The organism is Clostridium sp. CS001, from assembly GCF_020443565.1.
Lineage (GTDB): Bacteria > Bacillota > Clostridia > Clostridiales > Clostridiaceae > Clostridium_AD.
In genome coordinates, this window is the sequence record NZ_JAIZZN010000009.1 from 38,658 (window position 1) to 65,028 (window position 26,371).

The following is a 26,371-nucleotide window of genomic DNA, read 5'->3' on the forward strand; positions in this document are numbered from 1 at the left end:
AATTAAAAATTTACAAGAACCATATTAATTAACAATTGATATGTATACAATACAACTATGAGGAGTGATCTATTATGAACGCAATAGAATTAATGGTTGAAGAACATAAACTTATAAAAAGAATGCTAGCCGTAGTGCGAAGTCTTTCTATTAAGGTGCTAAACAATGAAAATGTAGATTATAATGATTTTAATAAAATTGTAGATTTTATACGTAACTATGCTGATAAACATCATCATAGCAAGGAAGAACTTATTCTTTTTAAAACAATGAGTGATGTTTTAGGAGAGCGAATAGCTAAAGGACCAATTATGGGAATGCTTACTGAACATGATTTAGGCAGACTTTTTATAGGAAACCTAGAAGCAGCCTTAAATAAGTTCCAAGCTGGCGATGATGATTCTAGAGTAGATATAATTGCCAATGCTATTGGTTACGCTGACCTTCTAAATAGACACATTGACAAAGAGAACACTGCCATTTATACCTTTGCACAAAGAAGTTTAAGTAAAGATCAACTAGCGGAAATAGATCTACAATGCAATAACGTAGAAATTGAAGCAACAAAAGCTAATCTTCAAGATAAATATGTGAAGTTACTAAGAGAATTAGAGATAATCTATGTAGATTCTTGTAAATAATTTTTAATAAGTAAGTGAAGGTAGTACTACTTCCCTATTTACTTCTAATATAAGCTAAGTTTTGTATCATAGTAAATTTAATGCTATAATTAATATATTGTCATTGAGTATCTAAATAATAAGTAAAAGATACCTCAATCAATGACTAAATAAAAAATGTAAGGTGAGAAGATTAAAATGAGAAATGCAAAATTAGAAAGAGCAATAATTAAAATAGATAATGAGATTGCGGCTATGAACATAGCTAAGAAATACTTATCAAACTTAGAAGAAATTAATTCTGTGCGAGATACCTTAAACAAGAAAAGACAAATACTAGCAGATGAATTATATACTGATGATAAAAAATGCTATGAGCTATGTTGTGAAGTTATAGACGAAATGCTAGATACGCCACTTGCACAAGATGAGCAGTTAGAATTACTTGAAATAATAAAGGACCGATTTGGACGTCAAGCACCAAATGTAAGCAAGAAAAGCAGTGGCCTTAATGCTTGGTTAAAACAACTAGCCATAGAATACAATTGGGTAAAAGACGAAGAATCCGATTGGGACTTACTGGTTATAACTGGATTTGGGCTATATGAATAAGCTTCGACTTTTGAAATTTTGATTTAATCATATCCTGCAAAGTGCAATATTAATAATTAAAAACCATGTTGAATTTAGCATTCAACATGGTTTTTAATTTACTTAAAGATTAGTTAACCCACACAGTAGTACCATTAGTAATATTATCGTATATCCATTTACTGTCATTCTCTGATAATCTTATACATCCAGCAGAAGCTCTTTTCCCTATGGTATTGTCTTTTACGGTTTTATTCTCATTCATAACTACAGAATGAAATAAATAAGCCCCATTAAACTGCACCCAATTCTTAGCGCCACTACTACCTTTAAAGAACCAAGTTCCTCTAGTTTGGATAGTAAACGTACCCCTAGCTGTAGGTGATACATTTTTTCCTGTTGCGCAACTCATAGTTTTTGTGAGTTTGTATTTTTCTTTAGTTCCCTCAAATACATTAACTGTTTGACGACTAATATCTACCCATAAAAAGTACTTAGAAGAACTACTAAACTTCTTTAAATTTATATATCCCTCTGCCTCTTTCTTAGTCAATTTACTTGTATTCGTTACTGGATCTTTAGATATTATTAATGCAGTTGCACTAATCCATCCACAGGTTCCTTCTTTACTTCTTATATAATACCATTGATAGCTTTTATCCCTTATAACTTCAACTTTACTACCTTTTTTAATCATACCTAATTTTTTAGACTTTAATGACATATCATTATAAAAATATGAATCCCAGTTTAATTCTGCCGTTACAATTGATGGCTTTACAAGATAGTTATAATCTAACATTACATTTACAGTTAAATTTATTTTAGAATCATATCCTTCTACAGTTCCTTTAAAATTATATGTACCTACTTTCGTGGTATCTATAGCTATAGAATCCCATACAACATCTCTATCATTTTTCTCCCCATTACTTAAATCCACAGTTACCTTTTTCTGAAATGTGAATGCTTGTCCCTGTTTTATAGATAAATTTATATTATTTGCATTTACTATATATACAGGATTTTCTATTATAAACTTAAAACTAACAGGTTGCTTTAAGTCTACATATTCAGGATTCTGCACTTTATCAGTTATTTCTAGTATATAAGTTCTTCCGACTTCATATCCCTCACTTGGTGGTTTTAACAAAAGTACTTTACTTTCCTTATCTAATTCTAAAGTTACATCAACCTTTTGCTCCTTGTCATCTAATATATAGACATTATCCGCATTTACTTCATCAAGTAAAGTAGCTTCATTAAAGTTTATACTCCATATTTTATCCTTACTAACTGTTTGTATGATTTCACCTTCAATACCAAAAGCCTTAACTGGCATCAAAAATATTAAAGTTATAGCAATTAATAAAACCAAATTTTTAATTTTATGTGTTTTCATGTCCCACACCCCCCTAGGCATTATACTAAACTTCAAATGGTAAATCAATGAAATATTCTTAAATAAACATCAACCTTATATACTATGTTTACTTTTATACTTTTATACTTTTATAAATTATTTATTATTCTAACTTCTTATCCTTATAAAAACAACAAAAAGCTACCCATTAAATAAGTAGCTTTTTGTTGTTTTTTATAAAATTTATTTAAAGGTGATACACAGTATACTAGCTTTACTTACCTACTTCTGGAACTGGTTTTACATCTTTATTTTTCATTTTCTTATTATTATCACCTTTAGGTTGAACTTGTGGTTGTGATGGTCTGCTCATTCCTTTCTTGGCCATGATTTTCCTCCTTCATTTACTATCTAATTATATTTTCTAATTAGTATTTAGTTACACCTATTATCTTTTACATATTATTGTTATTTAATACACTAGCGCCACCCACGTGACAAGTGGCATATGAATATGCCACTTGTCACGTGGGTGGCACTAATATATCATTAAAATACTTTGATAATTTCTTAACTAGGCATTATACTATAATTATAATATTTTTATAAAAAGAAAGGTGGCATAAACATGGCTAAAGGTTTTATATTAGATAAAAATAATGCTGGTGAATATTTTGTGTCTTTTAAACGCGATAATGAGGATTTAGATTTACGAATTCGTGGTGAATATCCTTCAACTAATATTACCCATGAAGAAGTAACTGCAATCTTAAAGAAACATGGTCTTTCCGCAGCTACTAGCACAATTGATAAAGAACAGGTTTTAGCTGCCGTTACAGAGCTGAATTCTGTTGCGGGAATTTATAATAAATAATATAGTAAAAGAATTATAATTCAATTAGAACTAAAAAATAATACTTAGCATTACAAATATGAAGTATTAAAATTCCCCTATTTGTAAAACATAATAACATGTTATTAAAAAGGAGGTCTTTTAATATGCGTGAAGGATTAATTCCAACTTTATTAGGAACAGTTGTTACTGCTACTGGTGCATCATTTTCAAGAAATAACATGAGTAAGAAGAACAAAATCCCTATGCTTGAAGCTGCTGTTGTTGGCTTTGGGCTGGCTCACATTGTACTTGGGGCCATTGATTTGATGGAGCATAGAAGATAACTTGTACTCTAATATTACTTCATTGTATTTACTTTAAATTCTAAGAGAACTGATTAGAAAGTAAGATTTCTAATCAGTTCTTTTTAGTAATAAGTTATATTAAAATGCATATTACCTTAACCTTTTTCTTTAACAATATTATAATAATATGTTATAATATCCTTAACATAATATTTCGAATACAGAAATATTAGTATAGCGAAATGAATATTAAATATCTTTTTTTGTTATGAAATTATTAAAATATCGAGGGGGTCTTTATATGTTTTTAATTAAAAATGCCAACATACACAGTATGGCAGATAAAAACTTTCAAAATGGAATGATATTAATTGATAATGGTAAAATAATTGCCATTGGAGATGTTGTTGATGCGCCAAGTGACGTAGAAATAATTGATGCTAAAGGTAAGTTTGTTATGCCTGGAATGATTGATGCTCACTGCCATCTTGGTATGTGGGAAGATGGAATGGGTTTTGAAGGTGCTGATGGAAATGAAGCTGTCGACCCTGTTACTCCAGAGCTTCGAGCAATAGATGCCATTAATCCGAAAGATATATGTTTTAAAGATGCAGTGGAAGCTGGAATAACAACTGTTGCAACTGGTCCTGGTAGTGCTAATGTCATTGGCGGACAATTTGCAGTTATTAAAACCTATGGAGATAGAATTGATGATATGATTATAAATGATTGTCTTGCAATGAAGGTCGCTTTTGGTGAAAATCCTAAAAGAGTTTATAATGCTCAGAAGAAATCACCAAGCACAAGAATGGCCACTGCTGCAATACTAAGAGAAAATCTTATTAAAGCAAAGATGTATATTGAAAAACAAAATAGAGCTATAGAACATCCTGACAAAGCACCTGAATTTAACATGAAAATGGAGGCAATGGCAAAGGTTATTAGAAAAGAAATCCCTCTAAAAGCCCATGCCCATAGAGCTGATGATATCCTTACTGCTCTTCGAATTGCAAAAGAATTCCATGTGGATATAACCCTTGAGCATTGTACAGAAGGTCATTTAATTATAGATTATTTGAAAGAAGGCATTCAAAAGGGTATAGTAGTTGGTCCAACCTTATCAAATAGATCAAAAGTGGAACTTCAAAATTTAACTTTTGAAACTCCGGGAATCCTTTCTAAAGCAGGAATAAAAGTAGCTATAATGACAGACCACCCCGTTATTCCTCTTCAATACCTTCCAATATGTGCTGGTATAGCTGCAAGAGAAGGTATGGATGAAAATGAAGCTCTTAAAGCAATAACTATAAATGCTGCTGAAATACTTGGTATAGCAGATAGACTCGGAAGTCTCGAAGTTGGAAAAGATGCAGATATTGTCATGTATAGTGGACATCCCTTTGATTTAAAAAGTAAAGTAGAGTTTGTAATGGTTAATGGTTTAGTTGTAAAATAATAAGAAAAGGCTGTTAACATAATTTGTTTATGTTAACAGCCTCATTATTTTATAGGGGGACTATAAAGTAATCTTACATCTTAACGTCAATTTTTGCTTCTACCTTTTTTGCTGCAACTAGGAAAATTATCATTGCTACGATTGCACCTATAATTCCTATTGGATATGAAATTGCTTGAGAAAGCTTAAAACCCTCTGGTGCAATTAAAATGTAGGAAGTACATACCGCTGTCATAAATGTAGCCGGAATTGTTGCAATCCAATGCTTTCTACCTATATTAACTAAGTACATTCCTGCTGTCCATAATATTATAGTTGCTAAAGTTTGGTTTGACCATCCAAAGTATCTCCATATTATATTGAAATCTATTTTAGTTAATATGAATCCTACTACAAATAGAGGTATGCTAATTATAAATCTATTTTTTATAGGTCCTTGATTAAATTTAAATGCATCAGCTATAGTTAATCTTGCGCTTCTAAATGCTGTATCACCAGAAGTTATAGGACAAGCCACGACTCCAAGTATAGCTAAAACTCCACCAACTTTTCCAAGTAAACTAATTGAAACTTCATTTACTACCCATGCTGCTGTATGACCTTTTATTGCCATAGTAGCATTTAATTGTTCTACACCACCAAAGAAGCTCATTGCTGCTGCTGCCCAAATTAATGCAACTACACCTTCTGCTATCATTGAACCGTAGAATATTTTTTTACCTTGTTTTTCACTAGTTATACATCTTGCCATTAGAGGTGATTGAGTTGCATGGAATCCTGAAATAGCTCCACATGCAATAGTTATAAATAGCATAGGGAATATTGGATTTTTCCCTGGGTTTGAATGCATATTTATTAAATTTGAAGGTACTATTTCTGGAATTGGGAAACCTCCAAAAATCAATGCGCCACCAACACCAATTGCCATAATCAATAAACAAATTCCAAAGATAGGGTATATCTTTCCGATAAGTTTATCTATTGGAACCATTGTTGCAATTATATAATATGCAAATATGATATAAATTAATAATTGTAAGTTCATTCCTGTTAAACCTTTTAAGATACTTGCTGGTCCACTTACAAACACAACTCCTACAAGTACTAAAAGTATTACTGAGAACACTCTCATAAAGTTTTGAAAGCCTTTTCCAAGATACTTTCCTACAACTTCAGGTATACTTGCTCCATCATGTCTTACAGATAACATTCCTGAAAAATAATCATGAACTCCACCTGCAAAGATACATCCAAAAACAATCCACAAGAACGCTGACGGACCCCACATTGCACCTGCAATTGCCCCGAATATAGGACCAAGTCCTGCTATGTTAAGAAATTGAATTAAGAAAATCTTCCAACCAGGCATCTTAACAAAATCTACACCATCTTCTAGTCTCACTGCTGGAGTTTGAATCTTTTCATCTGCCCCAAAGATTTTTTCTACGATTGTACCATAAATAAAATAACCTACAACAAGGGCAATAATTGCTAAAATAAAGGATATCATTTTAACCCCTCCTAATTAATTGTTAACACAATTGTAATATACTTTTAAGATTTGAATACGCTTTCATACATGAGAAAACAAAAAAAGCACATCAAGTGCTTTTATATGCCCATAATTTGTTTAAACTCAACAATATTACTTCTACTAACTGGTATATCTATTTCTTCACCTTGTAGCTTTAACATAAATGTATTGTTAAACCATGGAATTATCTCAATAATTCTATCAGTATTTATAATATATGATCTATGGCTTCTAAAAAAAGATTCCTTAGGTAGCTTTTTATAAAAGTCTGAAATGCTACAATTTATAGTGTACTGCACCCCTTTAATATAGATTAATGTTTCTCGTTCTTTTGCTTCACAATAAGAAATATCAATTATGCGCCTTACTATCATCTTATTATCTTTCCAAAGTGTAATTTTACTATTTACACTTTTTTTATCAATAGGCTTTTCAATGTTTTTTAATGTGCTAACTATACGTTCTTCTGAATATGGCTTTAATATATAGTCATAAGCCTGAAGCTCAAAGGCATCTACTGCATAATCTTTATGAGCTGTAATAAAAATAATAAGTGATTTTTTAGGGAAGTGATTAATAATTTTACCTAACGCCATTCCATCTAACTTAGGCATATTAATGTCTAAAAAAATAATGTCTGGCTTATTTTCTTCAATGTATTCTAGTGCTTTAATAGAATCATCAAATTCCTCCATTATCTTTATATTACTAAAGTTTTTTATAAAATACTTCAATTCTTCTCTTGAAGGATATTCATCATCAACGATAATACAGTTCACATTATCACTCCCTTACGTTCTTCACATTGAAATTAATTCTAGTACCATTTTCAAGCCTCTCAATATTTAATCCCTTACCATAAATATATTTTAACCTTTTATGAACATTTGACATCCCTATTTTACTTTCTACCATTTCACCCTCATAGACTTTTTCTATGATTTCTTTGGAAATGCCAACTCCATCATCTTCAATTGTTACCATAACATTGCCGTCTTCTATTTTTTTAACTTCGATTATAACATTGCCTGTTCCCTTTCCTTCTAAGATACCATGTTTTATAGAATTCTCAACTATTGGTTGGATTATGAGACTTGGAATTTTAACTTCTAAATCATCTTCAATATTATAAATTATATTAAGTTTTTCTCCAAACCTAGCTTTTTCTATCTCTATATATGCTTTAACCTGCTCAAGTTCTCTATAAATATCTACTGGTGATTCTCCTATCTCCAAATTATATCTTAAATAAGTGGATAAATTTATAATTAATTCCCTTGCACGATTTGGATCAATTCTAATAAATGAGATTATAGTATTTAATGCATTAAATAAAAAATGTGGATTTATCTGAGCTTGTAGCGCCTTTATCTCAGCCTTATTTGCCATAAGCTTTAACTCTCCAAGTTTACTTATTTCTAGTTGAGTAGAAATAAGTTGGGATAATCCTATGGCTAAGTTTATATTTCTAAAGGAAATTGCATCCCCTTTGCAATAATATATCTTTAATGTCCCTATGGTTTCCTCCCCTTCCTTCAATGGAGAAATAATAGCAGACTTTAATTTACAATTTAAGTTAGGGCAGTCAATCTGTTTTGCAGTAGTTAAGGAAATTAAATTTCCTTCCTTAATAACCTTTCTTGTAGATTCTGTTACAATTCTCTGCCCCTTTATATGATGATCAACTCCCACGCCCACATGAGCCAATATATACTCCTTATTTGTTATAGATACGGCATCTGCATTAATTGATTCCTTTATTATTCCACATATCTTTTCCAAGGAATTTTCGTCCATTTCCCTAAAGTACGGTAAAGTTTTATTAGCTATCTCTAAAGCAATTTGTGCTTGTTTTGCTGCAATCTCGTCCTTTTCCTTAAGTATTTTTTGAATTATTATTATTAAGATTGCAATTCCAATGGCATTGGTAAAACTCATAGGAAAATATATACCTTTTACAATGGTTACAGCACTGGTAAAAGGACGAGACATTGCAAGTATTAAAATCATCTCTAAAACTTCAATTAAAAGTCCACCTATTAATCCATAGAACCATTTGTCACCTTCATTAGATTTCTTATATATGAAACTTGCAACTATTCCTGAAACTATAGTGGTTATTGCACAAGGTATTGAAGTAATACCCCCTATATCCACAAGTAGCCTGTGCATTCCAGCAATAATTCCTGCAAATATCCCTACAAAAGGACCACATAATATGCCCCCTGCCATTACCCCAATAATTCTTGTGTTTGCAATAGCTCCATTAATCTCTGTTCCTGAATAGGTTCCCAAAATTCCAAATGCTCCAAAGATTATTGAAAGCATAATTAAATCTACATTTCTGAACTTGTCCTTTTGCACAATTTTCTTAAAGCTTCCAATTCTAGAAACAAAAAAAGCAATAAGAATTACATATCCTAAATTGTTAGTAAGATTTTTTAACAGTTCAATCATTTATGTTAACTCCCTTTCACCTAAGGAACTCTCTAAAACATAATTAATATTAATTCTTGACCATCTTAGATTCCTAAAGAAGGTTTTATAAGTATTATATACAACAATCTACAATATATAAAGATATAAAATCTATGTTATAATTAATGTGATATTATTTTAGTATTAAAAAATAATTAATCATTTGCACACAGATAACTTACAATCAGCAAAGCTATTAATGATTGTTTTGTGCTATAGAGAACTACAGGAGGGTCCATTTAATGAAAATGATTTTTTTCGATACAGAAACTACTGGTATAAGACCAGGAAACATATGTCAGCTTAGTTATATACTTGTTGATACTAGTTATAAACCTACAAAAACGACAGGAAAAAATATATTCTTTACTGTAGATTATATTGAACCATCTGCGCAAGAGGTTCATGGTTTTAGTATAGATACTTTATTTGATCTAAGTGATGGTAAAACCTTTGAAGATTCTTACGAAGATTTTATTGATGATTTTATAACTGCAGATATTCTTATAGGTCACAATGTTAACTTTGATATAAAGTTTTTAACTCACGAACTTAATAATTGTGGGCATACTTTAAGCCCTAAACACATATTTTGCACAATGAAATATTATAAAGATATTTGCAAACTATACACGGCACGCGGAGGCTATAAAAACCCCAAACTATCGGAAAGCATCGATTTCCTAAAATTAAATGAAAATGAAATAAATTTAAAAAGCAATGAATATTTTGGAGATACTGCAAGTTTTCATGACGCTAGATTTGATACTACTGCAACATATTTGCTGGTTACAGAGGGTATTAAGAAAGGTTTTATCCCTAAACATTATTTTTCGCAGCTTGTTAAATAATTTATAAAGGTGATTAAGCGTTTTTTCTTAGATTATGCTATAAGGTCAAGGATCTATTGCTTAAATGCATTTTACGCAATAGATCCTTTTGTTAGCATAATGTAAGAAAAAATATTTAATTTTAAAGATTCAAGCCGGATGATTTTAAAAATTACTTCGGGAAAACTCGTAACTGTACAGATACCCCATTTGGGTCATAAACATAAAAATAGCGAGTTCCATCGCCAGGGTTTTGGATAGCAGAAGGGTTAAACCCTCTGTCTTGCACAAGCTTATGCATTTCATCCAGTTTATCTGTATTAAAGCAAATGAACATACCTTTGCCTTCAAACTTCTGACCTTGTGGCATGCAGACAAGTTCAATCTCAGTTTCTTCACTGCCATTTGTCAGAAATACAACCTCTCCAGATCCTGCTTTAAAGCGTCGGGAAATAGTTAGTTCTGTAATCGTCTCATAAAATTCAATAGATTCTTCTAAGTTGTTGACCATTAAGGTCACATGCTGAATATGCATAATATATCTCCTTTCCTTTGTGCAATCTTAAAAAATTATCTCACAATAAAATATATAATTCAAGAAGTGCTTTCTTCAATATAAATATATCAAGAAAATCCTTTTCATTGATGAGTTATGACGTTATTATATACAATTATTCATTAAATAAATTCAAGGTTTAGTATTATTTCTATGAATATTTATAATTAAGTATGGCTTATTTATTCTCTTGAGTATACCTTTTAATGGCATCGACCAATATTACTGTGCAAATTACTATAATTGCACAAAGTACTGATATGGCACTAACTACACTACCTATCTCTGCGGGTACTGAACCTAAAACACCACCCACACTTATGGATAGGAATTCAACAATAAAAAAAACTATAAACCCTAATACTGAATAGTTTAAATACTTCATTTTAAAATACCCCCTTGTGTAGATTACTATGCATTTAATAACCTAAGAATATTTTTTCTCACTTCATCTGGTATGTTTTCTTTTAATGTTCTCTTTAATAAATTAGGTTTCTTTATTCCATTTGATAATAAATAATTTTCTATCATATAAGCCTTTGTTTCTCTATTAGGAATTAGCTGATATATTACATACCAATCCTCTAAAGAAGTTAACGGTATATTTACTCCATTAATTATTTTAATCTCCGAAATTGAACTTTGGTCAAAAATATATTTAAATGTGCCACTATCATAATTAATGCTTAATCCTGCCATAACATCAACATCAAAGCCATTTATAATATATTCATAAAAATATTTCGTAGAGTATGTATCTGTCTTTTCCCAGGCTATCTTTTCTCCAATACCTTTAAGAACCTTATCTGTTTTTTCAATGTCCTTTAAATCTACCAAAATATCAATATCATTAGGTTTATCTATAAATCCATAATGATTAAGTAATATAGAAGCACCAACTGCCCAGACAATTCCTTCTTCATTCAGTTTCTCCCCTATGTAACTTAAAGTATTAAACATTTTTAAATTCACTCCTTTAAATATCCAGTGTATATGCTTGTACACTGATTGATTTTGCTTGATACATGGACTACACACAACATATATAGTCTATAACTCTCTCTATCTCATACTAAATCTCGGAATAAACTCCATTCACGCATATACAAAAATAGTAATACTTTTTAAATTATATATTTTTTCTTGGATTATGCTAACAAAAGTATATGTTGCGTGGAATGCGTTTGAACGCGCCTTAGTAATTCACAATTTATTTTTTTACAGTTGCGTAAAGAAAAACATATGTTTGAGCGAAGCGAGTTTATGTTTTTTAGCAACTGCAAATAAAATAAATTTTAGAATTACTCGGCTAAGTGAGCGCATTTTAGCAACATATACTTTTAGTTATAGCTTAATCTAAGAAAAAACTCTTTACTCATAATAGAATTTACCCTTTACTCTTCAAAGAGTTTTTTAAACCTCTCCCACATATCTACATTAGCCTTTTTTAAATTTACAACTCTAAATTTTTCATTAACAAACGCATGAGTTGTGCTACCCTTAGCTAAAATCTTTCCATCTCTTTCTCTAATAACGTTATAATTAAATATTACCTTAGCCCCATTTAGCTCTTGCATAAATGTTTGAATTATAAGTATGTCCTCATATTTTGCACCTTCTATGTACTTACAAGAACTCTCAACCACTGGTAGCATAATATTATTTTCTTCCATTTCTTTATAGGTCATCCCTATCTCCGTTATGTATTCTGTTCTACCTACCTCAAACCAGGCATAATAATTTGAATGATGCACTATTGCCATTTGATCTGTCTCAACGTATCATGGCATACTCCGAAGAAAATAGAAAGACTGAACTTAAACTTGTATGTTCTTAAAACACAGTATTATCAATGCTTTTTAGGGAAGTCAGAATGTGACTTCTCTTTTTTATTTATATCAATGCTTTTAGTTTTTCAAATACCTCTAAGTGTTTTTTCTTCATATTAATTATTTTAAAAGCATTTGAACTTACAAAAGCGTGTGTTGTGCTTCCCCTTGCGATTTCTTTCCCATCTTTTTCTCTAATAACTAAATAATTAAATTGAACCTTAACTGGAGTTAATTCTTTTATCCAAGCCTTTACTGTTAATTCATCCTCATATTTTGCCCCTGCTATATACTTACAATTGCTTTCTACAAGTGGTAACATAATATTATTTTCTTCCATTTGGGAGTATGACATTCCACTTCCTTTTATAAATTCCGTTCTAGCAGTTTCAAAAAATATCAAATAATTAGAGTGATGAACAATTTGCATTTTGTCCGTTTCTGCATATCTAACAATTAATTTAGTTTCACTTATATACATAATTATACCCCTTCTTTCGTATAGACTAATTATATCTATTATAGCACTTTAATTTAATAAAAAAAGAAGCCTAAAAAGACTTCTCTTAGAGTTCTAATGCTTTTATAAGTTCGTTTTGCACTTTTAGCACATTCTCAATATCGAAACAATTAAATCTAAGCATAAACCAATCGCTTAACTTATAAGAATAATTTAAAGTTGATATAAAGATATAGAACCCTTCGTTACTCCCTTGTTGCACATTAATAATGATTTGATAATCCGCATCTGGGATTATCTCTTCTCCTGTGCAAGCTTTTATGAACCTAAAACAATCGTAATACTTGTCTAATTCTTTGACTTTTAGATAGTCCCTTATCTCAATTTCTACCGCTTTTATTTTCTTTCCAGTTACTTTTATTTTCTCCATAATAAATTCCTCCCAAATTTTAATTCTTACCTTTTATAAATCTTTCCAGTTTTTTATATTTCTTTATTATAGATTATTAAAAAAAATATATAAGAAAGACTTATTTAGACAAGCAAAAGCCCCAGCAAAATTGCTGGGGCTTCTATGTTAAAAAAGGGAGAGGAATTAGGTATCCATAAAAAGTTCTTTCCATTTTTTTAGTTATAATGTATTATACACACTAAGTTTTTGTTTAATAACTTTATTTTTTTACTTGTGTAATAAACATAAATATTAACAAAACTATTATTGCTATAACTACTGCTTGTCCAAAGAAAATATATAATATAATTGTTAATAAACTAAGTAATAATGTTGCAATCACTGCGTTTTTGTACTGATAAATAAATCCCAAAATCTTTATTTTAATCTCTATTAAAATGTTAAAGTCGCTTTCTCTAAGTATTTTGATTATATCTTTATATATTTTTATTAAAAGTAATTTAAAACCCATAACTATTTATCCTCCTTGTCCTTTTGTCTTTCTTTTACGTATTTATATAAGCAAGATTTAGAAACGCCTGTAAGTTCAGTTATTTTGGCAATTGGGATTTCTTTTGTATCGTATAACTTTAAAGCATCATTAATTTTACTTTTTAGCAGTGGCTTCCTTCCGCCAATTCGCCCCCTAGCCCTAGCACTCTCTAACCCTTGTTTAACTCGGTCTACGATTAAATCTCTTTCGAATTCTGCTAGTACTCCCATCATCTGGAATAACAATCTTCCCGTTGCTGTTGTTGTGTCTATATTTTCTTTTAAACTTATTAATTCTACTCCAATTTTTTCAAATTCTTCTGCAAGTATGATTAAATCTTTTAAGTTTCTCCCCAGCCTTGTAAGTTCTGTTACTACTATTTTATCGCCTTTTCTTAGCTTAGCGAAAAGCTGGTCTAATTCTGGTCTACTTTTTTTAGTGCCAGTATAGGCTTCTTTAATTATTTCATCAGCCCCATATTTTTTTAGGGCATCTGTTTGCCTATCAAAGCTTTGTTTGTCTACATTTGTGCTTATTCTTGCGTATCCAAAAATCATATTTTCTCCTCCTTCGTTTTAGTATTTTTATTATTATAGTGTCTTTTAAACCCATCTATAACTTGATTAATGTCCTATGATTAAAAGATGCATTTATGGACTTACTTTATGCTGTTTTTGGATATATTTTTTAATGAAATAAAAAGTCTTTTAATGAGATGTTTAAAAGACTGCTTGCATATAAAAAAAGAAGCTTATTAGGCTTCTTCTGTAGGTTTATGATTTTATTCTTCGTCAGCTTCTTCTTCATCATCATCGTCGTTAAATTCAAAATTCCAGTCAATTTCTGATACATAATTATCAAACATAATAGATACTCTCTCTTCATCTTGCCATTCTTTATAATCTTCCTCACACTTTTCTAGTAAATTAGATATTTCTTCTTTAATTTGTGGAAAAGCGTCTGTTAGTTCATTAGGAATGTAATCCCAGCCAATTTCTTTCTCTATAGATTCTTCTAAATCATTTTTTAAAGATTCTATAAATTCATCTTTTTCATCAATTTCGTAATTAGCTTCTTCAAAATTTTCTTTTCCAAGATATTCTTTGAGTATTTCTAAAAAAGATAATTTATTTAATTCTTTTCCGTAGTTTTCAACTAGCAAATTTGTGTATTTTTCTATTATTTCTTCTCTGGCATCAATAAACGATTGGTCTTCACGTTCACAATAAGTAGATTCATTGTTTGCTGGTATATTAAAAGTATATACCTCACCTTCAAAAATATTGTAAGAACCCTTCTCAAGAACATTCCACGAACAATTACCATCTTTAGTTATTGCAACTTCGACTGTATATCCAATTGGCCATTCTAATGATTCCAAACAAGCCCCGCTTATTATTTTGTCAATTTTTCCTTCATTTTTCTCATAAACCTCTCTAAGTGTTGTTTTCATAAAAATCAACTCTCCTTTGTTTTTAATATTTTTAATAGTAAAAGTAAAAGAGATATGCAACCACGTATAATTCCCGCCACAAAAATTTCCTATCATTTCAGAAATTCCTACCACGAGTAGTTTATATGCTTTGCATACCTCTACATCTATTTAAATCCTAAGTTTATTTCCAATCCATAAATTAAATCTTTCCAGTTTTCTATATTTATATATTATAGATTGGATAATGCAAATTATGCTGTAATTTTATTTATTTTTTTACCTTTTCGAAAAGTAATTTAATTATCGTATATTTTTTTTCAAAAAGCTTGTGTTTTCAAAAAGTCTTCTAGTTGTATAATTTTATTTATGTTTTGATGACAATTAAAATTTTATTTTTATGTTGATTTAAGCCACTATATTCCATATAGAACAGTTAATTTATAGGGTTGGGTGGATAAACTTTAATCAATCACAATAAAAAAGCAAGGGAATTTTCCCTTGCTAATGATTCTTTATATTAAACTTTCTAAGTCCTCCCAATTGTATACATCTGTAAAATATGCCTGTTGTCTATTGATTTTAATATATATGTTATCCGTATCTCCAAAGTCTGCAACAATACCACCAATAAGGTTTTTACCCTTATTATTTTCTTCTTGGATGTATTGATATAATCTTTCTGCCTTAGCTTTAGTTTTAGCTTCACTATCCTTCTTATCCTTAGCTTCTAGTATGCCAATTCTCCCATCAACAAATTTAATTATATAATCAGGATAGAAAGACCTTATACCCTCACCCTCTAATTCATACACTATTGAAAAATACTCTGAACCATTATCACCATTTTTATACCAAAATTCAATTTTGTCTAAATGTCTTTCTATGAATTCCTCAACACCTCTTTCAGGTATTGACCTATCCTTTTGCAAATAACATGGTTCATAAAAACATTTTTCAAGTATATTTTTTTCATAAGTAACAGTATTAACGTTTATTTTTTCTGGTAACATATAAAGTGAATTAGGTGAAACAATAACTTCTTTTAAATCATCTTCTTTGAGTTGTTTATATTTATCAACAACATCTGTAATTAGTTTAAAAAAGAAGTCATTATTTTGATAGTTATAATTAACTATCAATAATCTTTGCATTTCAATAATTAAATTTTCATGCTGTGTGAAGTTTAAGATGTAGTTAAAGAAAAAATCATATATGTTATCTCTTAAGACATCAAACATCATTTGCTTATTATTACCTAACGTCCCTGATTTTTTCCTTAATATTCTCTTGAATAATTGTTCTGTTCTTTCATCATCAATTTGAATGTTTACTGTGTCTCCCTTAAATTCATTTTTATCAGATAACAGTTCACCAGTATCAATTTGAATATTTGTTATAATATCCTCTGATAGTTTCTTACTATCAAAAACAAAACCTACTTTTTCAAGTTTTTCACAATTAGCATCATACTTACCGCTAACAAGTCCATGTTCTTTAATAAGTTCTTGAAAAACTTTTCTTGCAACTTCTGAAACCACTGGTCTTTTCTTTATAATTACTTGTTGGCTATTTAATATTATATTTTTAAATTCATCCTTCTTAATTAAGGGAATGGTCTGTATTCTATCGCTTGGGAAGTCAAATTCTTCATCTATAACATTTAAAATCTCACCTGTGAAGTCAGTATAAACATAAGCAAAGTTGATTATATCATTACTATAATGAGTTTGTTCTGGCATCCTTAGAATTCTACCTAATGTTTGCTTTGCAAAAATCATCGAATGAGTTTCTCTATATTTAAGCAATATTTGTGCACGTGGACAATCCCAACCAGTATCAATTGCTTGCTTAAAAATAAGGTATTCAACTGAATCTTCATTGTCTGAGATATTTTCAGTATTATATGTATCTTTTTCTAACCATGTTGCAAGTTTTTTATTTTCTTTAGTAATTCCTTTTTCTTTAAGAAAATCAATAATTAAATCCTTTTTAGTTGCACCTTCTTCTGAGTTAGGTAGCTGAATAATTACCAGCGGATTAACTGAACTACCTTCATCTTCATATAATTTCTTTAATTCTTGCCTTTTCCTATATGCACTTTCTAATAAACTTCTATCAAGAGTTTTTTCTTCCTGCCTAACAAACCCTTGATTTACAATTATCTCTTTTTTTATCATTTGTGCATCTATAACATCTTTTACTTTAACTCGGACATAACCAGCAAGCCCATCATCTTCTTCATCCCTAGAAGGTGTAAATTTAGGTGTTGCACTCATTTCTAAAATGATTTTTGCTTTTATTTGGTCTCTCAACTCATTTGCACGTTCAGTTGAAGTTCCAAAGTGAGATTCGTCTAATATTAAGATGATTTTTCTTCCTAAAGCCCTCGTATTAGCTAAAACTTGCCTAAAGTTTCTCTTTTCTCCATCTTTCATAACAAGATTTGTATAATTACCTTGTCTGTCCTTATTATTTATAGATTCCCAATTGACAACGACAACTTCATTTTTCCTAATAACAGCTTTATTACCATAATACTCTTCAGTTAATAATGAAACCTTTGGCGAATTGTTAAATATTTTCTCCAGTTTTTTCTTTGATTGAATGTGCAAACTACCTTTACCAACACTCATCCATATAAAACATAAATTTTCTTCAAAGGTTCTAATAGCTTTCTGAATATATTTAGCGGTCATTATTGTTTTTCCTGAACCCGTTGGGGATTTAAAAACAAGTATAGATGAATCCTTTCCGTTATCTAATAGAATTTCAGTTATATCTATAAGACTATCTACAGCTTTTATTTGGTAATCAACTTTCTTAACATACATCATTTAAGACCTCCTTCTATTTAGTTCATCCATAATTTCTAATATCTTAGAAGGTATAGCCTTAACGCTACAGCCCTCAATATCTTGGAATGCTTCTGAATCAACATCATCTAAGAAACTAAAACTATAAATTACCTTAGTTTTTTCAGCATATCTTTTTAATGATATTTTAAAATCATTAATATATGTGTCTAAGAAGAATGTATATACTCCCATTATCTTATCTCCCTGCTTATAAATTCTATAATAAGGGCTTTCTTCTATAATTTCGAAACAATTTTCTTTTATGGTTAATAAATCGTATATCTTTTGTGCCATAAGGACCATCATCTGGTCCCTATTCTTGTTTTTCGCTATTTTATCGGTGATAAAATACTTTAAATTAGACTTAATACCAGTAACATCATATGAAATGTTCTTAATCCCAATCAAGTTTAACAATTCGTTTGAAATAACATACTTAAATTCATCATATTCTGAACCTTTTTGTTCTTTCGTTAAATCCATCGTTTCAAATATAGAGGGCATATTATTTTTTAAATTAGTTATGGTTAATTTCTTACTCCCAATAACTGTTTTAATTGTTCCCTCACACTTATATCCTTCAATGATAGCCTTTATTTTGGGATAAGTAACTTTTCTGCAAACGCCTTCAGCTTTATACTCTTCAGTTTCTTCAGTAAATCCTTGTTGCAAAAGCTTATTTCTAGTTCTTTCCTTCATGTCATCATTCGTACAGAGAATAAATTTAAGATTTTTATTATTCTTCTGATTATATTGCAGAACCGCCTGACCTGTAGTTCCCGACCCTGCAAAAAAGTCTAAAACTGTGCCTTCATTCTTGTTAAACATAGCTAAATCAAGTAAAAATTCTGTAATAGCAATAGGTTTCGTTGTATCAAAAATTTTATCCCCAAATATCATTTTCAACTCTTTAGTTCCTGTAGATGCTGTTCCTTTATCAAGCAATAGTGAACCAAATGCAACTTCTGTTACATCACCTTCTTCAAACAATCTATAGGCTTTATACACATCTCCAACTTTTTCAAAAATAATTTCTTTATTCTCTAAAAGGTCTATTATAGTATTTCTTCCAGCCCTCCATCTTCCATATCCACCATTATCTAAAATCGGCAACACAAAAATGTACCCTTCTTTCTCGTACTTCTCTTTTAAATGCATTAAATACTCATCATCAAACGTTTCTGTTGTCCTATCATATAATTTTGAATACTCTTCTAGGGGTATTGTTGTCCTTATGTCTTCATCTTCCTTATATAATAAAGGAAAGAACATATATGTTCTATCTTCTCTTCTTACCTCCTGACCCCATTGTTTAAGTTGTTCTTTTCTGCTTTTTCCAACATTTAAAATAGATTTAAAATTCACTTCATCAATGTTCTTTGCGTAACAATATATATATTCATGTTCTGTGGCTATCTTAGAGTTAGTTCCGCCCTTACCGCTTCTACTTTTCCATATAAAAGCCCCTAAATGATTCTCTTGCCTGAAAATTTCATCACATAACAATTTAAGTTGTGCAAATTCATTTTCATCAATATGTATAAAAATTACACCGTCTCGCGTTAAAAGGTCTCTTGCTAATGTAAGTCTTCGATACATAAATGATAACCATTTACTATGTCTCCAGCTATCTTCTTTATCAACGTACTGGTCATTATAACAGAAATCCTTGTTTCCAGTATTATAAGGTGGGTCGATTAAAATACAATCAATACTATTTTCATGCGTAGTGTTTAGTAAATATAACGAATGTAAGTTATCTCCTTCAATTAGCAGATTAGCATTATTAATATCTGCATAAACAATATCTTTTTCTTGTAGGTTTGTTAATACTGGATAATAATCGTTTAATAATTCATCAACCTTTTCAGGTTTTGCCTCCCATAGTATTCCGTATTTGTTATCCCCCCGAAGCCTTAAAAGTTCTTTTATTATCTCTTCCTTAGACATTTCTTCAAAATTCACTTTACTTCCTCCAATCCTTCCAACATTTCTATAAAAAAACAACTTTACTTACCATAAATAATTATCTACCAATTATGCTTTTACATACCAAAGTATATCAAACTTGCTTTAAAATTTAAATAAATACTTTTTATCTGCAAATAAAAAAAGCCTTGCATAAGGCTTTTCTTTAAATTACTTATTATTGTTTTTCCTTTCTTTATAAAATACTTGATATTAATTTATTAGAAAGTAGTTTTGAACTTGCATCAAAATCGATAAACTGGAATATTGTTTTAATATTAGCTTTAAGTGGAATTCGCTTCTTGTCTAAGCTAATATAGCTACCGTCGGAAGTAAATTCATTATCTACTTCTATATACTTATAAATTCTATCTTTATTTGGTTGTGCTACGCTTGTAAGGCTATAAACCTTTATTATTGGATAAAACTTTCCCTCTATGTCCCCAAAAACTTGATTAGCAAATCTCCAAACTTTTATTAAATAATCTGCAATTTTCTTAGGTGTTAATTCTGTAAAATTTAATATCGCAAATTCTGGGATTAATGCATTTAAATCTTTGTCATAAGTTATCTTTTCTAAAAATATGTTTTTATAAGATAGCAAAGCAAAATCCAAGTAATCAACTTTTTCGGCAGAACTTATTCCCAAATCAAGTTTTTCACCTTTACCAGCGTTAATTAACTTACCATCTACTATTTTATAACCTTTATTCTCTTTAAAGTTATATCTCTTTTTAAGAAGTTCTTTTTGTCTTTCTAAAATGGGTAATTCTTTTACATCTGCGTTCTTTTTTATAAATTTTTGAACATTATTTAAAAATGTATAACTCTTTGTTTCTAAATTAAAAGATAAATTTGTCGTTATAAAATTTTGAACATATGTGCTATAGCCCTGCCAATTACTACACAATATTTCTCCAATAAGGGCTGATTGTAAATAGTTGTAATGACTTGCATTTGTTGTTTTGTAACTAACTTTAATATTTTTATTGTCACTATTTTCCTCACTTTTATTTAATTTATTTATTTCCATTTTTTTATTAAAGTGTGTATAAACGGGTGCTTTTAACTTAATAATTCTATTTTTATGGAACGTTAGAATATCTACAAGACCATACATCTCAAAATTATTTAAAAGTTTTGTTAGAGAAGTTTTAGGAAGTTTTTTTCCGTCGGGTGTTTCCATATCCTCTAAAAATGTTTTAGCGTGTACGTTAAAGCAAAGACCATTTAGGCTGTACATTATTATTTTAAATAAATTATTGTAATCACCTAGTAATTTTTTTTGCATATATTCTTTATATTCTCTTGTTATTACTTGTTTTTCTTTTATATTTTTTGCCATAATTTATCACTCCTTTTTTTATTTTTTAAATTCTTGTTTGCTGATATTCGATGTTGAAAATTGCACAAAATTCCTGCTTAGCTTCTATCATTTCTTGCGTATAGTATTGCGTTACTATCTCGATGCATACTGCTTGTCCATCACTCTCACGAATGTAAACGCAATCTGGCGGAGAGATTGTATGTTCTTGCAACTGTTGTCTTAATTCTTCGCTTTTGCTTATATCTGTTTCTCTTAGTTTTTCGATATATTCTTTTAGCCTATCCCTGCAATCCAATTCGCTTTGAACACTTCTCAACTCTGCGTCCGTTAGCTTAGTAATTTCTTTTGCCAATGCTAAATCATGCACTGCGGATGTTCCGCCATATTTTTTACTATCAGCAAAGGTATCTGGATAATTTTTTTTGAAAAACGAATATCCTATGTCTGTAAGCCTATAGGCATCATCTTTACTTACTTTGTCAAAGTTACGTTCCTTATAACTACACTTTTGTACCAACCCTTGCTTGATGTAATTACCTAGGCGATTTTTAGCAATAATTCTTAGAACATCTTCTTGCTTAATTGTCTTGCTGTAATAAAAGCACTGGGCTAGTCTTGCATCTTTTTTGCTTAATTCTGTAATATATTCTTTTTTTCTGCCCAAAAATAACACCTCCTTTTGCTTTAGTAAAAGCTTGTTATTGTTGTTGTAGAAAAAGACCCTAAAGAATTTTCCTTGAAAAAGACCACAGCGAAGGACTTTGAAGAACCGAACGAAAACAAGTGAAGAATTGAGAATTTGGAACAAATTCGGTGCCTGTAAGGCACAATTCTTTACGTCCTCTTGTCCCCCCTTCGTTTGCTAGCAAATGAAGTGTGGGGGGCGAGAGGTGTTGTAGTGAGGTTCTGCATCGTCTTCTTCTTCTTTTTTTATCTTTACATCTTATGATATGCTGATTTTACTGACTTATAACGAAATACCCTATCGTCGCCAATAAAATTTTTACTGGGGTTGGGTTCAATTTGCGAAGTGGCTGGGATAGGGGGGCTATCGCAGTAAAGTGCTAAAAAAAGGGCTTTTTTAAGCAAAAAAGGACTGTTTTTGGCTTATTTGTAGCAATAAGCGTACAAATAGACATCCCCCTATCGCAGTTCTTGCGTAAAAAAAGACCTTATTTTTTTATTAAAAAATAAGGTCTTTGCTGTGAGTGGTTACACGCACAGCTTAGATATAATATTCTTTTTCTACAACGCTGTTGTAGTGCTGGTTTGGACTGTTTTACCTATCCCAGCCGATACTGTTTTGTAAAAGGTCTAACATTTTACAAATTACCTGTGACACGTGGGTATCTAATTAAGTTGATAATTTACCCACGCCTTGTATGTGTAAAAAAAATAATATTCTATGCGGTGAGGTCTTTGCTTGCAAAAACAAAGAAAGCAAAAATAAACGGTTCTAAGAGGCTATTTACTATCATACTTTGTCTCTATTGGTGTAACTAAAAAAAACAAACCCAATTGGGTTTGTTATTAGCAATAATATCTATTTAAGTTCTAAGTAAACCTCTCTATAGTCATGGGTTATTTTAAATTGATATTGCTTGCTTGCAGTTGGTTGGAAATTTAAATATTTGGCTATTATAGCATCGTCCAATTCAAACTTTGAGTTATACTCATTTAGTATTGAATTTAATTGTGCACCATCTTTCTCTCCAAGAAGGTCATAAAGAATTGTAGAAACAATTTTTGAACCGACTGGGTTAGTTTTCAACTCTCCCATGACTTTCAATTCTGAATAAGTTAAATATTCTTTATATCTTATTACTGTTTGACCATTGTCGTATTCAAAGCAGTTAAAGGTGTTATCAATTACATCTCTTTTAGGGATTGATTTAACCAATGCTTGTAAGTTAGCCATTTCAGGTGCATTCTTCTTGATAGAAGGCGTATTTGGTACTAACTTGAAGTCATCTATACTTGGGTCATCCCCTGAAACAGTTCCGCCAGTTCCTAACGTTCCATCTAAAGTAATTATGTGAGTAACATTAGTTGGAGTTCCATCTGCTTTTGCCATCTTGTAGTTAACTTTAAATCCTAATCCTACTTCAAAGAAGTCAAGAGGAACATAACATCCATTGTATTTTCCAGCTGAATCAGCTGATGCTGTAATCTTGCCACTCAAACCAAGAAGTTCAGTAGCAGTTGTTATTCTAGGAGAATTGAAGCTTCCCTCCGCTACTCCAGTAGATGTAGTCACTATTACGTTGGGTCTAACAGTTGTTGACACCTTAGTATCAAATTTCATAGCCTTTGTAGTTTCTTCCAGTGGCAAATAAACGATTCCTCCTAAGAATTTAGGTTGAATGCCAGATGCTGGATAATTGATTTTAACTCCATTTAGGTAAACACCCATATTTGAGTTTGCGTCAATTTCTGATACTGGATTTGATGCAGTTTTAGATACTGTAAAGTTCATTTTAACTGTATCTTTCAATGAATTTACTTTATCTTTTGATACAATACCTGCTAACACTGACAAAGTATAAGTTTTTCCACCTTCGTAATCCTTCTTAGGAGTTACTATGATAGTTTTTCCGTCAGCACCAACTGTAACATCCGTTGGAATTACAGTCCCTGCGGAATCTGCAACTGTTACTTTGCTTGAAAGCCCATCCGTAGATATTGATTGGGTTAATTTAACATTCCATACTTTATTAGTCGGAACATTGGTCTTTTGTTCTAGTTCAATCTCCTTTGCTGATACTTGGGATATTATAGTTCCCATTATGAAGATTGACACCATTAGACTCACTATGATTTTTTTAAATAAGTTTTCCGTTTTCATTAGAACTCCCCCATTTCTTTTTTTTATAGGAAATTATGTAGATGTGTTAATTATTAATATAACACAATATACATAATGGGGAAATATTTTCTTGTAAGATAACAACTCTACTTTCAAATAAAATAACATCTATAACATGTATATATGTTATATAGGTGCTATGTCTATAACCTTAAAACCGCAATAAAGTTGATTAGAGAACATTATAGGCTTATTATATCTGCAATTGCGAACAGTACTTTATTTGAACAATGTTAATTAACATATATAGGTGCGTATATAGATGCTTTTATTTAAAACATAAAAAAGAGAATTATTAACTAACTCTCTTTTTTAATGCTGTTGCCTTATTAACTTTATAGCCTAAAAATTCTAGTGTATCTAAAAAATCTTTTTCTGTTTTTGTAATAATCTTATATTTATTAAGCCAGAAAAGCAGTCTTACATATTTATTGCTAGTTTTTAGTTTGTCTATATAGCCTTGTTCCCAGTTATTTGTAATTATTAATTTGTCTGCATACAGTTTTATCTTTTTAATAATACGTTCTTTTTCTTCATCTTTGTAAATTTTATAGCCTAGAATTTCTAATATTTCTATATTGTTTTTGTCTGTGCTTTCTAATTCTCTATATTTTTTTAACCAAAAATTTATACGTTCAAACTCTTTTTCGGTCGTAATTTTGGCTGGTATATAGCCTTGTTGCCAGCCCTTAACTTTACTTAATTTATCTGCATACAGTTTTAATTTATTAATAATACGTTCTTTTTCTTCATTCTCATAAGTTTTATATCCCAAATTTTGTAGAACTTCTACATTGTCTAAGTCTGTGTTTTTTAGCATTTTATATTTATTTAGCCAGCACAGCAATCTCCTGCACTTGTCGCTTTTGTTAAATTTCTTTGGAATATAGTTGGTTTTAAAGCCTTTTTCTTTACTTAGCTTGTCTGCATAAAATTTAATTCTGCTTATTACATATTCTTCATTCATAATTTATTCACTCCTTTAATTATATTTTATCTTATATTGTATGCTTTTTTTAGTCAGATATTATTTAAAAAGGTAGATATGCGATATATATATGTTCTATACATACTTAAGATTTAATGTTGTACCCAGCCCGCAAACGACTGAATAATTAAAGATGCATATAGAATTAAAGCATATATAAAAATAGACATTATTAAACCCATAAAACCTTTTCCAGTAAGGTAAGGATTACCCAAAGTTCCTAAAAGTAGCAGAATTGCTGAAATTATAAAAATTATAATTATGATTGGTTGTGCAAGCACTTGTAAAAAATGCACTATCTCAAATCCTTTTCGGTTAGCCCAGCTAGTTATATCGTCAATATCCGTTACGGGAATTTCAATTGCATTGTAATTATATTTTGCATTTACTGTATTAGCACATGCAAGATTGTTTTTAAACAATAGCACTAACATTACTAGAATAAATACTTTCTTTATCACTTCTACTCACCCCTTTTTTTATTTATATTAAATACTATGCCTTTCTTAGTCTAATTAAAAAGAAATCTATAAATAATTAAAATATTTTGTAAAAAAGTGTTCTAATATAAGGTTTCCGAGTTATAAGTGACTTAAAAAGGCATAGAATATAAGATAAACAAATAAAAAATAAAAGGAGGAAAAGAATATGATAAACAAAAAGAATGTACTTGCAATAATTATGTCTCTAACATTTTTAACGAATTCAAATGCGTTTGCTACAAGTAACACTAAAACTAATACTGCTGTAAAAGAAGATATACAAACAATAATTCCAATTATGCTTAATAATAAGAGATTGGTAGTACCAAAAAATGTAAAAATGTATCTGGATAGAAGCTTTCTTACAACACTTATGGTTACGCCAGATTTTGCACCTGTTTTAAATTGCAAAGTAGCTAAAAATAACAATACAAGCTATAGTATTACTTACAATAAAAACAAGTTAGATTTTAAAATCGACGATTCTTCTTATAAATTAAATGGTAAAAACTTTAAAGGCTATGTAAAACCTATTATAAAAAATGGACAAGTATATATCCCAGTTACACTTTTTGCACAATTATTAAACTTGGAGACTATGGCTGTTAATTCCGAAACAGTTACTGCAATCTATTTAAATAAAAAATAA

The 26,371-nt window shown here is 30.0% G+C and carries 26 protein-coding genes and 1 pseudogene; 7 read left to right on the forward strand and 20 right to left on the reverse strand.

All coding sequences use genetic code 11. The annotated features are described in order from the left end of the window. The first annotated feature begins 74 nt into the window (after positions 1–74). Entirely contained in the window at positions 75–641 is a 567-nt protein-coding gene (locus tag LGK97_RS08140) for a hemerythrin domain-containing protein (RefSeq protein WP_226259260.1), read from the forward strand. A 177-nt stretch (positions 642–818) separates the two neighbouring features. Beyond that, a complete protein-coding gene (locus LGK97_RS08145; RefSeq protein WP_226259261.1) occupies positions 819–1,232 on the forward strand; it encodes a hypothetical protein in 414 nt (137 codons plus the stop codon). Positions 1,233–1,341: 109 nt separating this feature from the next. Here LGK97_RS08145 and LGK97_RS08150 read toward each other — a convergent pair whose 3' ends face one another. After that, positions 1,342–2,613 (reverse strand): L,D-transpeptidase family protein, encoded by a 1,272-nt coding sequence (locus LGK97_RS08150; protein ID WP_226259262.1) that lies wholly within the window; start codon positions 2,611–2,613, stop codon positions 1,342–1,344. 589 nt (positions 2,614–3,202) lie between these two features. Between LGK97_RS08150 and LGK97_RS08155 the strand changes: the two genes are divergently transcribed. From LGK97_RS08155 to LGK97_RS08165, 3 genes are all read left to right on the forward strand, one after another. Then, entirely contained in the window at positions 3,203–3,448 is a 246-nt protein-coding gene (locus LGK97_RS08155; protein ID WP_226259263.1) for a hypothetical protein, read from the forward strand. Between the two features lie 125 nt (positions 3,449–3,573). Continuing rightward, on the forward strand, positions 3,574–3,753 hold the full coding sequence (locus LGK97_RS08160) for an asparagine synthase (RefSeq protein ID WP_226259264.1): 180 nt from the start codon (positions 3,574–3,576) through the stop codon (positions 3,751–3,753). Positions 3,754–4,015: 262 nt separating this feature from the next. Then, positions 4,016–5,170, forward strand: a complete 1,155-nt coding sequence (locus tag LGK97_RS08165) for an amidohydrolase (protein ID WP_226259265.1) — start codon at positions 4,016–4,018, stop codon at positions 5,168–5,170. A gap of 73 nt (positions 5,171–5,243) precedes the next feature. On the opposite strand, the gene LGK97_RS08170 is transcribed toward LGK97_RS08165, so the two are convergent. The 3 genes from LGK97_RS08170 to LGK97_RS08180 all read right to left on the reverse strand — a co-directional run bounded on the left by LGK97_RS08170 (position 5,244) and on the right by LGK97_RS08180 (position 9,161). Further along, entirely contained in the window at positions 5,244–6,680 is a 1,437-nt protein-coding gene (locus LGK97_RS08170) for a carbon starvation protein A (protein WP_226259266.1), read from the reverse strand. A 101-nt stretch (positions 6,681–6,781) separates the two neighbouring features. Next, positions 6,782–7,483: a LytR/AlgR family response regulator transcription factor gene (locus LGK97_RS08175; RefSeq protein WP_226259267.1), complete on the reverse strand. Its 702-nt coding sequence runs from the start codon at positions 7,481–7,483 to the stop codon at positions 6,782–6,784. Between the two features lie 4 nt (positions 7,484–7,487). After that, positions 7,488–9,161, reverse strand: coding sequence for a sensor histidine kinase (locus LGK97_RS08180; RefSeq protein WP_226259268.1), 1,674 nt, complete (start codon positions 9,159–9,161; stop codon positions 7,488–7,490). Positions 9,162–9,424: 263 nt separating this feature from the next. Between LGK97_RS08180 and LGK97_RS08185 the strand changes: the two genes are divergently transcribed. Beyond that, positions 9,425–10,033: a 3'-5' exonuclease gene (locus LGK97_RS08185; protein WP_226259269.1), complete on the forward strand. Its 609-nt coding sequence runs from the start codon at positions 9,425–9,427 to the stop codon at positions 10,031–10,033. 151 nt (positions 10,034–10,184) lie between these two features. On the opposite strand, the gene LGK97_RS08190 is transcribed toward LGK97_RS08185, so the two are convergent. From LGK97_RS08190 to LGK97_RS08265, 16 genes and pseudogenes are all read right to left on the reverse strand, one after another. Beyond that, positions 10,185–10,547: a VOC family protein gene (locus LGK97_RS08190; protein WP_226259270.1), complete on the reverse strand. Its 363-nt coding sequence runs from the start codon at positions 10,545–10,547 to the stop codon at positions 10,185–10,187. A gap of 199 nt (positions 10,548–10,746) precedes the next feature. Then, on the reverse strand, positions 10,747–10,953 hold the full coding sequence (locus LGK97_RS08195) for a hypothetical protein (protein ID WP_226259271.1): 207 nt from the start codon (positions 10,951–10,953) through the stop codon (positions 10,747–10,749). A gap of 26 nt (positions 10,954–10,979) precedes the next feature. Next, on the reverse strand, positions 10,980–11,528 hold the full coding sequence (locus LGK97_RS08200) for a nucleotidyltransferase family protein (RefSeq protein WP_226259272.1): 549 nt from the start codon (positions 11,526–11,528) through the stop codon (positions 10,980–10,982). Between the two features lie 434 nt (positions 11,529–11,962). Then, positions 11,963–12,337: pseudogene (locus tag LGK97_RS08205) on the reverse strand (acyl-CoA thioesterase); the annotation flags it as partial. Positions 12,338–12,461: 124 nt separating this feature from the next. Next, a complete protein-coding gene (locus LGK97_RS08210) occupies positions 12,462–12,878 on the reverse strand; it encodes an acyl-CoA thioesterase (protein WP_226259274.1) in 417 nt (138 codons plus the stop codon). 85 nt (positions 12,879–12,963) lie between these two features. Beyond that, positions 12,964–13,287, reverse strand: a complete 324-nt coding sequence (locus tag LGK97_RS08215; protein WP_226259275.1) for a hypothetical protein — start codon at positions 13,285–13,287, stop codon at positions 12,964–12,966. A 241-nt stretch (positions 13,288–13,528) separates the two neighbouring features. Further along, entirely contained in the window at positions 13,529–13,780 is a 252-nt protein-coding gene (locus tag LGK97_RS08220) for a hypothetical protein (RefSeq protein ID WP_226259276.1), read from the reverse strand. Between the two features lie 2 nt (positions 13,781–13,782). Next, the gene (locus tag LGK97_RS08225) at positions 13,783–14,358 is read right to left on the reverse strand and encodes a recombinase family protein (RefSeq protein ID WP_226259277.1); all 576 of its coding nucleotides are present in this window, start codon (positions 14,356–14,358) and stop codon (positions 13,783–13,785) included. Between the two features lie 224 nt (positions 14,359–14,582). Continuing rightward, positions 14,583–15,182, reverse strand: coding sequence for a hypothetical protein (locus LGK97_RS08230; RefSeq protein ID WP_226259278.1), 600 nt, complete (start codon positions 15,180–15,182; stop codon positions 14,583–14,585). A 566-nt stretch (positions 15,183–15,748) separates the two neighbouring features. After that, positions 15,749–18,070: a DEAD/DEAH box helicase family protein gene (locus tag LGK97_RS08235; protein ID WP_226259279.1), complete on the reverse strand. Its 2,322-nt coding sequence runs from the start codon at positions 18,068–18,070 to the stop codon at positions 15,749–15,751. Then, entirely contained in the window at positions 18,071–20,056 is a 1,986-nt protein-coding gene (locus LGK97_RS08240; protein WP_226259280.1) for a site-specific DNA-methyltransferase, read from the reverse strand. Between the two features lie 199 nt (positions 20,057–20,255). Then, positions 20,256–21,404: a hypothetical protein gene (locus LGK97_RS08245; RefSeq protein WP_226259281.1), complete on the reverse strand. Its 1,149-nt coding sequence runs from the start codon at positions 21,402–21,404 to the stop codon at positions 20,256–20,258. Positions 21,405–21,429: 25 nt separating this feature from the next. Further along, positions 21,430–22,050, reverse strand: coding sequence for a hypothetical protein (locus LGK97_RS08250; RefSeq protein WP_226259282.1), 621 nt, complete (start codon positions 22,048–22,050; stop codon positions 21,430–21,432). An 879-nt stretch (positions 22,051–22,929) separates the two neighbouring features. Next, complete coding sequence (locus tag LGK97_RS08255; protein WP_226259283.1) at positions 22,930–24,231, reverse strand: Ig-like domain-containing protein; 1,302 nt, start codon at positions 24,229–24,231, stop codon at positions 22,930–22,932. A 316-nt stretch (positions 24,232–24,547) separates the two neighbouring features. Beyond that, entirely contained in the window at positions 24,548–25,219 is a 672-nt protein-coding gene (locus LGK97_RS08260; protein WP_226259284.1) for a hypothetical protein, read from the reverse strand. 113 nt (positions 25,220–25,332) lie between these two features. Continuing rightward, on the reverse strand, positions 25,333–25,701 hold the full coding sequence (locus LGK97_RS08265) for a hypothetical protein (protein ID WP_226259285.1): 369 nt from the start codon (positions 25,699–25,701) through the stop codon (positions 25,333–25,335). 187 nt (positions 25,702–25,888) lie between these two features. Here LGK97_RS08265 and LGK97_RS08270 point away from each other — a divergent pair, with 187 nt between their 5' ends. After that, positions 25,889–26,371 carry a stalk domain-containing protein gene (locus tag LGK97_RS08270; RefSeq protein WP_226259286.1) on the forward strand — a complete coding sequence of 161 codons (483 nt, stop codon included), beginning with the start codon at positions 25,889–25,891 and terminating at the stop codon, positions 26,369–26,371.